The sequence below is a fragment of the Limosilactobacillus vaginalis DSM 5837 = ATCC 49540 genome, from assembly GCF_000159435.1.
Taxonomy (GTDB): Bacteria; Bacillota; Bacilli; order Lactobacillales; family Lactobacillaceae; genus Limosilactobacillus; species Limosilactobacillus vaginalis.
Window position 1 is genome coordinate 29760 of sequence record NZ_GG693417.1, and the last position, 11450, is coordinate 41209.

22 protein-coding genes are annotated in these 11450 nt (G+C 39.1%); 21 read left to right on the top strand and 1 reads right to left on the bottom strand.

Annotated elements, in window-relative coordinates:
- Positions 1–130 precede the first annotated feature (130 nt).
- Positions 131–586 carry a hypothetical protein gene (locus HMPREF0549_RS08575; RefSeq protein ID WP_003717902.1) on the bottom strand — a complete coding sequence of 152 codons (456 nt, stop codon included), beginning with the start codon at positions 584–586 and terminating at the stop codon, positions 131–133.
- Between the two features lie 65 nt (positions 587–651).
- Here HMPREF0549_RS08575 and HMPREF0549_RS08580 point away from each other — a divergent pair, with 65 nt between their 5' ends.
- The 21 genes from HMPREF0549_RS08580 to HMPREF0549_RS08665 all read left to right on the top strand — a co-directional run bounded on the left by HMPREF0549_RS08580 (position 652) and on the right by HMPREF0549_RS08665 (position 10946).
- Entirely contained in the window at positions 652–843 is a 192-nt protein-coding gene (locus tag HMPREF0549_RS08580) for a hypothetical protein (RefSeq protein ID WP_003717903.1), read from the top strand.
- 25 nt (positions 844–868) lie between these two features.
- Positions 869–1072 (top strand): hypothetical protein, encoded by a 204-nt coding sequence (locus HMPREF0549_RS08585; protein WP_003717904.1) that lies wholly within the window; start codon positions 869–871, stop codon positions 1070–1072.
- A 4-nt stretch (positions 1073–1076) separates the two neighbouring features.
- Positions 1077–1229, top strand: a complete 153-nt coding sequence (locus tag HMPREF0549_RS09800) for a hypothetical protein (protein WP_154645770.1) — start codon at positions 1077–1079, stop codon at positions 1227–1229.
- Positions 1213–1491, top strand: a complete 279-nt coding sequence (locus tag HMPREF0549_RS08590) for a hypothetical protein (protein ID WP_003717906.1) — start codon at positions 1213–1215, stop codon at positions 1489–1491. Before HMPREF0549_RS09800 ends, HMPREF0549_RS08590 begins: the two co-directional genes overlap by 17 nt.
- Complete coding sequence (locus HMPREF0549_RS08595; protein ID WP_003717907.1) at positions 1491–2171, top strand: AAA family ATPase; 681 nt, start codon at positions 1491–1493, stop codon at positions 2169–2171. The genes HMPREF0549_RS08590 and HMPREF0549_RS08595 overlap by 1 nt, the downstream gene beginning before the upstream one ends.
- Complete coding sequence (locus tag HMPREF0549_RS08600; protein ID WP_003717908.1) at positions 2164–3519, top strand: DEAD/DEAH box helicase; 1356 nt, start codon at positions 2164–2166, stop codon at positions 3517–3519. Before HMPREF0549_RS08595 ends, HMPREF0549_RS08600 begins: the two co-directional genes overlap by 8 nt.
- Positions 3516–4094: a hypothetical protein gene (locus HMPREF0549_RS08605; protein WP_003717909.1), complete on the top strand. Its 579-nt coding sequence runs from the start codon at positions 3516–3518 to the stop codon at positions 4092–4094. The genes HMPREF0549_RS08600 and HMPREF0549_RS08605 overlap by 4 nt, the downstream gene beginning before the upstream one ends.
- Before the next feature lie 18 nt (positions 4095–4112).
- On the top strand, positions 4113–4643 hold the full coding sequence (locus tag HMPREF0549_RS08610; protein WP_003717910.1) for a DUF669 domain-containing protein: 531 nt from the start codon (positions 4113–4115) through the stop codon (positions 4641–4643).
- A 40-nt stretch (positions 4644–4683) separates the two neighbouring features.
- The gene (locus tag HMPREF0549_RS08615; RefSeq protein WP_240102042.1) at positions 4684–7038 is read left to right on the top strand and encodes a phage/plasmid primase, P4 family; all 2355 of its coding nucleotides are present in this window, start codon (positions 4684–4686) and stop codon (positions 7036–7038) included.
- Between the two features lie 274 nt (positions 7039–7312).
- A complete protein-coding gene (locus HMPREF0549_RS08620; RefSeq protein ID WP_003717912.1) occupies positions 7313–7741 on the top strand; it encodes a hypothetical protein in 429 nt (142 codons plus the stop codon).
- 15 nt (positions 7742–7756) lie between these two features.
- Complete coding sequence (locus tag HMPREF0549_RS08625) at positions 7757–7939, top strand: hypothetical protein (RefSeq protein ID WP_152378535.1); 183 nt, start codon at positions 7757–7759, stop codon at positions 7937–7939.
- Entirely contained in the window at positions 7939–8109 is a 171-nt protein-coding gene (locus HMPREF0549_RS09805) for a hypothetical protein (RefSeq protein WP_003717914.1), read from the top strand. Before HMPREF0549_RS08625 ends, HMPREF0549_RS09805 begins: the two co-directional genes overlap by 1 nt.
- Before the next feature lie 149 nt (positions 8110–8258).
- Positions 8259–8618 carry a VRR-NUC domain-containing protein gene (locus HMPREF0549_RS08630; protein ID WP_003717916.1) on the top strand — a complete coding sequence of 120 codons (360 nt, stop codon included), beginning with the start codon at positions 8259–8261 and terminating at the stop codon, positions 8616–8618.
- Positions 8615–8851, top strand: coding sequence for a hypothetical protein (locus HMPREF0549_RS08635; RefSeq protein ID WP_003717917.1), 237 nt, complete (start codon positions 8615–8617; stop codon positions 8849–8851). Before HMPREF0549_RS08630 ends, HMPREF0549_RS08635 begins: the two co-directional genes overlap by 4 nt.
- Positions 8851–9000 (top strand): hypothetical protein, encoded by a 150-nt coding sequence (locus HMPREF0549_RS09810; RefSeq protein ID WP_003717918.1) that lies wholly within the window; start codon positions 8851–8853, stop codon positions 8998–9000. The genes HMPREF0549_RS08635 and HMPREF0549_RS09810 overlap by 1 nt, the downstream gene beginning before the upstream one ends.
- A 151-nt stretch (positions 9001–9151) precedes the next feature.
- Positions 9152–9370: a hypothetical protein gene (locus HMPREF0549_RS08640; protein WP_003717920.1), complete on the top strand. Its 219-nt coding sequence runs from the start codon at positions 9152–9154 to the stop codon at positions 9368–9370.
- A 175-nt stretch (positions 9371–9545) separates the two neighbouring features.
- A complete protein-coding gene (locus tag HMPREF0549_RS08650; protein ID WP_040531867.1) occupies positions 9546–9875 on the top strand; it encodes a hypothetical protein in 330 nt (109 codons plus the stop codon).
- Positions 9862–10326, top strand: a complete 465-nt coding sequence (locus tag HMPREF0549_RS08655; RefSeq protein ID WP_003717923.1) for a class I SAM-dependent methyltransferase — start codon at positions 9862–9864, stop codon at positions 10324–10326. Before HMPREF0549_RS08650 ends, HMPREF0549_RS08655 begins: the two co-directional genes overlap by 14 nt.
- The gene (locus tag HMPREF0549_RS09925) at positions 10323–10499 is read left to right on the top strand and encodes a hypothetical protein (protein ID WP_003717924.1); all 177 of its coding nucleotides are present in this window, start codon (positions 10323–10325) and stop codon (positions 10497–10499) included. Before HMPREF0549_RS08655 ends, HMPREF0549_RS09925 begins: the two co-directional genes overlap by 4 nt.
- Complete coding sequence (locus HMPREF0549_RS08660) at positions 10499–10693, top strand: hypothetical protein (RefSeq protein WP_003717925.1); 195 nt, start codon at positions 10499–10501, stop codon at positions 10691–10693. Before HMPREF0549_RS09925 ends, HMPREF0549_RS08660 begins: the two co-directional genes overlap by 1 nt.
- A 64-nt stretch (positions 10694–10757) precedes the next feature.
- Positions 10758–10946, top strand: coding sequence for a hypothetical protein (locus HMPREF0549_RS08665; RefSeq protein ID WP_003717926.1), 189 nt, complete (start codon positions 10758–10760; stop codon positions 10944–10946).
- Positions 10947–11450 lie beyond the last annotated feature (504 nt).

Consider the following 11450-nt stretch of genomic DNA (forward strand, 5'->3'; position numbering starts at 1 on the left):
TTATATGCATATGGATATACTTACTGGCTCAAGCAGCTTTGTTTTGTTGGGCAATTCATAAACGACCAATTGTTTATGTATATTTTTCAATTCCATACTACATAATAACTATTTTATTACTTCTTAAAGCTTATTCATTAGTATGAATATCATCTTTATTAAAGCAACGTAAAAGCATATCGATTTTTTGCTGATCCTGAAGAACTAGATTTGATAAATGGTCAAGGCAAGTTCGTATATATTCGCGATAGTTTATAGCGCCTTGTAGTACAAAATTCTGCAATTTTTCAAAGTCCATTTTCTTTGCTTGGTCACGAAAAAGTGTAGATGCATCAGCTGCGACACTAATAACTTCCTCTTGGATTGAGCCATCTTTTACTGGACCATGGAACTCAAGTTTTCCTCTGACAATATTAAGTCGATGAATTAATTGACGCTCATATTTAATACGAGTGTTCAAATTAGCTATTCGTAGTTTTAACGTTTCAAGTCGTCGATTGTAAATGTTATCTACTATTGCGCTGATTGTAGGAGATAACAATGAAACAACCGCAATGACTGTAGTGATTGTCCATCCAAAGTTCATTTATTTTCACCTCCCTTTCGCTAGGAGATGAATCAAGCATATCACATTGAAAGGAGGTGTAAGTCATGATTAACGAAGTTCTGCACTCACGGTTGATAGCGTTCGCACTTGGAGCGTGGATGGTTTACTGCGGTTCAATCGGTGCATATGACGGGGCATTGTTTATTCCAATGATTTATGGATTGCTGTTGCTACTAAATCATATGGATCAAAAAAAGAGCAGCGGTGCTGGTAACGCCGATGCTCAACAAAAATAAACATATTACAAGAGGAGTATAACACATGCAAAACAAAGAATTAAACAAATTTAACAAAATGATTGGTGACAAAGCAATCATCATTGGAAATCTCAGTGACCAATACAGTAAAGCTTCTACGCCCGAAGAACTAATGTGGTGTGCAATCCAAATGCAGAATCACGCTAACGCTTTACGAGTAATTACTGAACGATTAGGAACTGACACTAAAGAAGTCTATGGAGGTTAGAAGAATGAATAGCATTAATTGGGATAAATTAGCAGAAAAGAATGATGAGCAAAACCCAGAATACCGTAGACGATTCATGGACGAAGATGGTTATCACGGTACTGGATTAACTAAGCAAGAGTGGGAGGAGTGCAAAGCTGATGACGAAGAAGATTGATACCGAATTCCAACAACGACTGTCAGAAGTCGAAAGCGTCCTTGGCACAGTAGCCGATGAGCTTTACACCAGCGCGGCTAGTGCGCCGCGTAAAACCTACAGGGATGCGGTTAAGTACCTTAAGCAGATGGACAAGCTAACCTACAGTAACAATATCACTGATGATCTAGAACTACACTCACGGCAAACATTGAGTATCATCGTGAACATGGTTATTCGTGAACTCTATCAAGATGCAAATAGTCAGAAGGTGCAAAAGTAATGCAAATAATCAATATGCAAGAACAAAAGCGATCTGCTAACTGGCGTATCTGTCTATACGGGAAACCTGGCACAGGAAAAACCTCCACAGTTAAGTTACTACCTGGTTCAACGTTTGTCCTTGATCTTGATAGCTCCGGCAAAGTTTTGGCTGGTGAAAACGTCCAAGTTGCTGAATTTGATCGGACTAAGCCAATCGAAGAAATGAACGATTTTATCAGCAAGATGATTACCAATATTGCTAAGCAGTACGACAATCTGGTAATCGATAACGTATCTAGTCTGGAAAAGGATTGGTTTATCGAAAAAGGCCGTGAATCAAAGAACGGTATCACTAACGAATTGCAACACTATTCAATGTGGACAAACTACTTTACTCGGCTGATTAGTTCCATTTATCAAGCAGATTGCAATGTACTGGTGACTGCTTGGGAACGTCAACGTCAGATTACTACCGAGACAGGGCAGATGTTTAATCAGTATGCTCCAGACTTACGTGATAGTGTCTTGAATACGTTTATGGGGCTGACCGATATTGTTGGCCGACTGGTTGTAAAACCCAAAGATAATGCACGAGGAGTAATCCTAGAGGGCAATGATGGTATCTATGCTAAGAACCGTTTAGATAATCGAAAAGGATGTAAGGTGGAAGAACTGTTCACCTTTGACGACGATGATTAAGCCGTACGATTATCAGCAAAAGTTAATCGATGAAACCAGGCAAAAATTAGCCGAAGGCAATCAAGGTGTTTTAATAGTTAGTCCAGCTGGTTCTGGCAAATCAATCGTCATTTCTGAAATCGCACGTTTAACCACTTTGAGAGGTGGGAGAGTGCTGTTCATTGTTCACCGTCAAGAATTAGTTAATCAGATTACTGAATCATTTAAGAAACAAGATGTCGATTTAACTAAATGCACAATCTTAACTGTCGGCAAAGTGCCAGGGCGATTCAATAAAATCCCTAAGCCATCGTTAATTATTACCGACGAAAGTCACCATTCGCGGGCTAATACGTACCAAAAAATCTATGAGTATTATTCGGATGTGCCTAGATTAGGTTTTACTGCTACCCCATGGCGAATGAATGGTAAAGGATTCAAAGATATTTATCCGGCAATGGTCGAAGGCCCGACGGTTAAGTGGTTGATTGAGCATAAAAAGCTCGCCCCGTATGATTACTTTTCCGTTAACTTGGCGGATGCAGGAAAATTGCATTTTTCCGGTAGTGGTGATTTCAGCAATAAATCAATTGAAGACGCTCTAGGAAAAACTATTTTTGGGGATGTCATCAAGACCTGGAAAAAGATTGCTAACGGTCGCAAGACAATTCTTTACGCTCACAGTCGAAAGTATAGTGCTCAAATTGCGCAAAAATTTTGCGATGCTGGCATAAAAGCTGTTCACTGTGATTCAAAAACCCCAGCTAAAGAACGTGAAACCATCATGAGCGACTTCAAAGCAGGCAAGATAAAAATCCTGTGTAATGTCGATTTGATTAGTGAAGGATTCAATGTGCCTGATTGTTCATGTGTGGTGATGCTCCGTCCAACAGCTTCATTGGTGCTAGATGTTCAACAATCGATGCGCTGTATGCGCTATATGCCTAACAAAAGAGCAGTCATTATTGACCACGTTGGTAATTGCTATCGACACGGGATTCCAATCACCCCAAGGCAATGGGCACTAGAGGATCGCAAACGAAAGAAGCGGCGTAAAGCAACCGACGTTAATTATCCAATCAAGACTTGTCCATCTTGCTTTTCTGTTGTTCCAGTGCAGTGCCGAGTTTGCCCTGTTTGTGGAGCTGAGATTCCAATCGAAAAGAGCGGAATGAAAGAAGAACGTAATGCAAAAATTGTGAAGATTGATCAGTTTAGGTTTGTTACTGACTACAAAAAAACTCGGTATGCACAGATGAACCCTAACGAAGCAAAGACAGTCGAAGATCTATATGCAATTGCTAAAGCACGCGGATATAAGCCCGGTTGGGCCTATGTCCAAGCTAAGAAAAGAGGGATGCTGAGATGAGAGAGAGACGCCTAAAAGTATATGACGGAATGGTGTTTGGCAATTACAAAGTCATAGGAACCACTGAAATTGAAAAAAACCACGCTCAAATGTTAGTCGTTCGAAACTTGCGGAACCAAGAAGCTAAAGTTGTTAGTTCTGTCAATCTTGTTTCTGGAAGTATAAATGGATTAGGACGTGGTTGTCGAGGAGTAAAGGCTTCAAATAACTCAACTGGGTTTGCAAATGTCTCTTTGCAAAAGAGTGGCCCCGAGAAGGGAAAATATTATGGTTCCGTCATGATTAAAGGAAAAAGATATATCACTTCCTTCTTTACTAAACCTGACACAGCATACAAAGCCATACAAGAAATGATTTACAACTATGAGCATAATAAAACATTACCAACTATTGGAAAATCCAAAACTAATACTGGCCATAAATATATTTCATATTACAGCCAAGTAAAACGTAAGAAAAAATATGTTGTTCAAATTTATAAACTACAAGTGCATAAAAGATTTCTTACGCTTCAAGACGCACTTACTTATCGCAATCAAACTTTGACTGATAACAACTTACCAATTCCAGATTAATTAGGAGGAAAAAATAACATGTCATTTTTAACTACAGATTACTCAAACACTACTAGCAACAGCAACGAACCACTGCCAGCAGGTGATTACGAATTCATCATTAATTCGGTGCAAGAAAACGCCACTAATTCCGGCGCTGAATCAGTACAATTCGACCTTATCGTTCGCAATGACTTAGATGCTGCATTACCTGAAACTAACGGCAAGCAACACAATCGTCACCTGTGGGTAAACGAATGGAAGCGGCGTAAGACTAATCAATATGATCTAAACAACTTCATGTACTTTATGAAGGCTGCTGGTATTCCCGAAGGAACTGAGATTAATTCAATCGAAGATTTCTTTCAAATTATGGATAAAAAGCCAGTACGAATTCATATCAAGGTAACCACGTCAGAATACAACGGCAAAAAGCGTAAGGAAAACCGTCCGGCACCTTGGGATTGGAAAAAAACTAAGTTCCCAGAAGTGCAACACCAATTCAAGAAACCTCAAAGCAGTTCAACATCAACCGACACAACTGTGGGCGATAATGAATTGCCATTCTAAACGTTTTGAGTCAGTGCACTTACAACATCGAGTGGATGGGATGCCCATTAAAAAAGCAAGTGAGGTGAAAATAGTGGCGTATGAAGCAATTCCCGAAGAACTGAGAAAGCTAAATCAATGGGGGAACTACCACCGTATCTGGGTGGAGAAAAGAAATAAGTATACTAAAATACCTCTTAATCCTTGGAATGGTGAAGATGGAAAATCTAATGATTCAAGCACGTGGTCTGATTTTGATACTGCACTGCAAGCAATAGATAAGTACCCACAAGCTGATGGCTTAGCGTTTTACTTTGCTAACGGCTATGTTGGCTTAGATATCGATCATATTGCAGACGAGCTTGACAAAGTTAGAGAAGGCGACAGTGATCCGGAAAACTATGTAAACAAGGCACACCAACTAACAAAGGGTAGCTACATGGAAATTTCTATGTCTGGTGAAGGTATTCACTGCATTTTCAAAGGTAAGATACCGGGTAATCGTCGGCGTAAAGGCAACTATGAAATGTACCAATCTGGTCGTTTCTTCGCTTTGACAGGAAATACATTAAATAGCCAGCCTACAATTAAATCACTGGACCACGAAGAAATGGCGAAACTGTATACTCATTATTTTGGTAATGACAAGGTGATGCCGTTTCCTCAAAACTCGCCACAGATTACCACGAATGACTTATCACTGGATGAAGTTATTTCGAGAGCAGAGAGGTCGTCAAGCGGCAAACGTTTCAAAATGTTCATGGAAGGTGGCTGGGAAGATTTCTATCCTAGCCACTCAGAAGCTGATATGGCTTTTGCTAATGATTTAGCATTTTGGACTGGCCGTGATTTCAACCAGATGGATACAATTTTCCGCCAGTCCAGTTTAATGCGGCCTAAGTTTGACAGCAAACGTGGAAAAACAACCTACGGTATCGCATTACTCAACAAGGCCATCAATGAAACATCCGATGTTTTTAATCCTCATGGTAAACCAGAATTCAACTATGACTTGTCTTTTTTAAATAATGACGATTCAAAGAAAAAACATCCACAACGTTCATGGGACGATATGGGGAACGCTCAGCGGTTTATGGATATGTATGGCGATAACTTTAAGTACTCATATATCGATAAATGTTTTTACTACTACAACAACTCTTACTGGGAACCAGACCAAACGGGCATTGTTGAAAAATGTGCCGACAATGTAATTAGCAATATGAAAAACGAAAAGATTCATGTAGCTCCCGATGTTAAAGACGAAGACGCCAAAAAGGACTGGGAAAAGTTCTTGAAAAAGTCGCGTAGTAATCGTAGCAAAAAGAACATGCTCGAAGAATTAAAACACCATATTCCCGTACTTCATAGTCAATTTGACAAGGAAATTATGCTACTGAATACAAAATCAGGTTATGTTGATTTGAACAGTGGCGTTTTGCATGACCATGACAGGGATAAGATGTTTAGCCAACAAACAGCAGCTGAATATACTGATAACATCGATTGTCCAGAGTGGGATAAATTTCTTCACCAAGTTTTTAATAATAATGAAGAATTAATTCATTATATTCAAAAGGCGGTTGGCTATTCTGCTACTGGATCAGTCAAAGAGCAAGTCATGTTTATTCTTTATGGTAATGGGCGTAATGGTAAGTCAGTTTTTATCAATACAATTGCTGACATCTTAGGTACCTATGCTGAAACTATGAATGTCAGTTCTATTATGGTTAAAAACAATAATGGTGCTAATTCTGATATTGCGAGATTAGAGGGAGCACGACTGGTTATCTCTAGTGAAGCTAATGAGGGTAGTCGTTTAGATGAAGGATTGCTTAAACAGTTAACTGGTGGAGATAAAATTGTTGCTCGTCACCTTTACGGCAATGAATTTGAATTTAATCCCGAATTTAAGCTGTGGATGGCTACTAACCATAAGCCGTTAATTCGTGGAACAGACGAAGGTATCTGGCGGCGAATCATGCTGATTCCATTCACTGTTCAAATTCCGAAAGATAAAGTCGACAAGGATTTGAAATACAAGTTGCAACGTGAAGGTACAGGAATTCTGAATTGGATTGTGCAAGGCGCCATGATGTGGCAGGCCGAAGGGCTTAATCCACCAGAGATTGTTACTAAAGCTAGTCAAGAATACAAAGATGAGATGGATGTTGTTTCGTACTTTGTTTCTGAAAAATGTGAGACTGGTTCTGATTACAAGGTTCCAGCAGGTGAATTATTTAACGTCTATCGTGAATGGGCGAATGAATCCGGTGAGTATTCAATGCCAAAACAAAAATTCGGCAGAGAGATGAAAAAGAAATTTGAATACAAACGAACAATGAATGGGCGTTATTACCTTGGTTTGAGGATTGCCCAAGACAGCCGCACTAATTTCTTAAACAAAACACCTTAATCTTGTTAATTATGTAAAACACATGACGGATGATATGACGGATGTCTGACGTGTTACAAACGTTGATATATCAGTGCTTTATACTACTTTTTTACTTCTATGACGGATGTTAAAAATAAAAGTATATATAGAAAATAAAAGAATATATATAAAAGGAAGGTAAAACGAGATCCGTCATATGTGGTAAAAACAGGTCAAATCCGTTGGGGCACAAGGAACACAGCCATTGAAGAATCCGTCATTTTATCCGTCATACAAGAATGTGGAGGTAAAAATGGGAGATAAAACTTATGAAAATTGGGTAGAAAAATATAAGTGGATTCCTGATTATGATCGGGATGCAGTTTGGGATTGGTATGACACATATATGGAAAAGTGTTATGGAACACCAACTAAGGATATTGAAGACCTAATTGACTTACTAAATGAAGCCTACAAAGTAATTAGTTATTTGCTAGATGAAGCTAATCGTTCTAATTCCAAGAGGTTTACGCAAGGCAAAGGAATGTTTCTAATACGAGTACCTCATACCAAAGATAATTATTATGCCAAAGATGAAGATGGAACACTGTTTGTAACTGATTGGGCGCTTGATCGAATGAAATCATTTCCCGTTAATTCGATGACTGATATTTTGTTTACAAAAGACGAAATAAAAAGTCTTGGCCTAGAAAACTGTGAGCCAATTCCATATCTTTACTAATTTATGGAGGAAACAATGATAAAAATACACACAATTGGTGGAAACGTCTATAACTACAAGGGCAGTTACCAAGAAATCCAACGAGCAATTAAAGATGTTAGTTGCCGATATCTATATGGATTAAATCGACAAAGTTGTCGGGTAATTATTCCACTAGCGGCACTAGATAGTATTGAAGAAATTGAGATGAATTACTAATGACAGATAGAGAATTAGATGAATTTGTTAAAAGAAATCCTGATAGGCATGAAATATTCCATCAAGGGTATCGTCGAGGCTTAAAGACCGGCTATACGATAGCACTTAAAAGAGGAAGTGAAATGTTAAGGATAATGAGAGAAGTGGAGGAAGATATTGATGAAGGATGAGTATTCTAACGTGGCCAAAGGATTGGCGTTCATAACTCTGCTTTGTTTGATAGCATCACTTGCTTCACCTGTCGGACTAATCCTAGTAGTAGCATTCGGCGTTTCAGCAATCATTAGCGTAGTTTTCAGTTTTATTGGAGGCTGCAGCAATGATTAGTGAACATGAAATTCAATCCCGAATTCTAGTCGCCGTATCACAGCACCGTTGCACGATCTTCCGGAGTAATGTAGGTAAAGTTAAAACTGATGATGGACGCTGGTTTGATACGGGGCTGCCAAAGGGACACCCAGACCTGTATGGATTTAAGTGGTCGAATGGCAAGGTGTTTTACTTGGAAATTAAAAATGCTAAGGGTAAACCTCGACAAGACCAGATTAGGTTTCATCACATGTTAACCAGTCACAATATCATACATGGTATTGCTCGATCGGTGGACGACGCTTTAAAGATTGTGGATGAGGAGTTGGTCGGTTATGGATTTAAAGATTATGGAGGTGAACTTGAATGAATTTTAAAGGATTAAAGATGACACTAACTAATCTCGGCGTGATGGTTACCCAGTTAAATAACTACAAGATGCGCTTCGTTGGTGCTGGATTTGCTGGCGAGTGTGAACTACTAGGAAACCAACGAGAATACGTAAAGCTAGTACGAATGAGTGTTAACAGTGATTACAAACATGACCAGTTAGTGAGAGCACAAGAACTGATAGCTGAATGGCAAAGGAGTGAGGAAAAGTAATGGATAGTGTATTGTATGCGTTTCTGTGGTTTGCGATTGCGCTGATTGCAGTAGTGACAATGAAGTTTGCTGGTGGTTGGGTGCTACTACCAGTAGTGTTAGTGATTATCTTGGCGTTTATCGCTGGGAGAATTCGAGAAGGGTGGTAACCCGTGAGAAAAGTTATTTATCACGGCAAAACCTATGAAGTGTGGAATATAAGTAGTAAAGGAAAGCTAACACTAGGTGAGAGGAGAAAAGGCTATTATGGTCTATTCATTGTTCACTATGGAGTGAAGGCTGAAAAAGTGGAGGACAGAGATGTTTGAGACTAAAGTTGAAATTAATATCACTCCTAAACTAGCGAAAGATTTTTGTGCAGCTTGTTTTAATTACAAGCGGGTCAAACCAATTAAACGTACTCGTAAGCAACAAATTGCTAAGGCTAAGCACATGATGGATTGGCACAATCATACTAGCTATGAATGGTCACAGTGGTGGCACAAGAAGGCTAGAAAGCCTAAGAGATGGAAGCAATGAGCAAGCAACGGAAGAGACATATCTATCTTGTGCAAGTTAACAAGGTGAAAAGAAAAGCTAAGAAGCAATGGAGCAATCCGATTGTCTACAAGAGTGAATTGTCTAGTTTTTGCGAAATATTTAAAATTCCTAGATATTCCGGTACTAGGTATCGTGGCGAACGGAGATGGAAGTAATGGAATTATTTAAGTGGGCAAACCCGCCTCTGGAAATGCGATTTAAGCCTTTTCAGAAATTAGTTAAACAAGGGTGGAAAATTCAGTTAGAACAAATCGACCAAATCGGTAATGGTTATTGGTGGCGTGAAAAGATTACTGGCTTACCAATACCGAGTCAAAGAATCAATCGGTTTGGTGATCTCCCCTTAATAACATGGTCAACCTATGTTTATCCACCAAAATCAGAAGATTGGATTGAAGAATTGAATGCCAGCTTCGATTCCCCTATGGAGGCGTATGAATGGCTTGCACCGCGATTGGAGAAATATGTAAATGAAAATACTTGATGTTTGCTGTGGATCGCGAATGTTCTGGTATGACAAACAGGAGCCACATACAACCTACATGGATATTCGCAAGGCTGTGTATACAGCAAAAGACCGTGATCTAGTACGTAAGATTGAAATTAATCCTGAAGTTCAAGCAGATTGGAAGCATATTCCTTTCGACGATGAAACGTTTGATTTAGTTGTCTTTGACCCACCACATTTGGTCCGAGCAGGTAAAACATCCTGGCTCGCTAAGAAGTACGGAACTCTTGATTTAATGACGTGGCCAAGTGAACTACATAAAGCGTTCCAAGAAATAATGCGAGTATTAAAGCCAACTGGCACGATGTTATTTAAATGGAATGAGGAACAGATACCAATTAAAGAAGTTTTTAAAACGTTTGGCCAGCAACCAATCTTGGGCGACATGAGAAGCAAAACGAAATGGAGTGTATTTATCAAACCATGAAGATCAACAGAAAGAATAGTCACCGAGGCCTTGTCGTCCGTGAAAAAGCGAATAAGCAGTTGAGTAGAGATGTTGACCGAGATTGGCCAATTGACCTATTAAACTACACGCGAGCATGGCATAAACCAAAGTATCACGGTACTGAGTTTCGAGGAATGAAGAGGTGGAAATAATGAAAGTACATTATATTCATGCAACTGATCCAGAAAAATTTGATAAAAACGTAAATGAATTTATTAAGGATAAGAAAGTAATTGATATTAAGCCTTATCCTATGGTGGATACTAATATCACTGGTGGATTTGTAAATAATAGTCTTAGAGACTTTTATCTTGATTGCGTTGTTATGTATGAGGAGGAAAAATAATGCTACACACATACAGAAAGACAGCAACCATTCAAGCTGAACAGTTTGATGGGTCTGAAAAAAAATGATGAAACACTATGGAATTCATGAAGCTAATGTTCCACCAATGGTCACTGACTTAGATTTATATTTGCCTACTAAAGCAGGCGATATGGTCATCAAGCAAGACGATTGGATTGCCACTGGTATTGATGGTGAACATTGGGTCATTGCTAACGATATTTTCTGCAAGACCTATGAGAGGTGCGACTAATGAAATTAAACAGAAGGTGTTATCATCGGTTTCTTGTTATCCGTGAAAAGTCAAATAAGCGATTAAGCAGGGAGGTTGACCAAGATTGGCCAATTGACCTCATAAACTACACGCGAGCATGGCACAAACCTAAGTATCACGGTACTAAGTTTCGAGGAATGAAGAGGTGGAAGTAATGAAATCAATGAGCAGAAAAGCGCTTCGATTAGCATCAGAGTATAGCAATCGACAATATAAGGTTTCAAGGAAAATTGTTAATGGATTAGGTATCGTACATAAGCCGAGATGGCGACAATTTACTATTACAAGTCGAAGGTACCGCAAGTTCATGTACGGACAGCTCGGACCAATTGGAATTAATGCCGGAGGATATAAGCAATGAGCATATATGACCTACTAGCAATCACGGCAATCGGGGCTGGAGCAGTTGGCTTCGTGATGGGAGTAGTAACCACGATTAAGGTAGATACCTCAAAGAAATAAAAAAAGACGCACCAAGTGGCA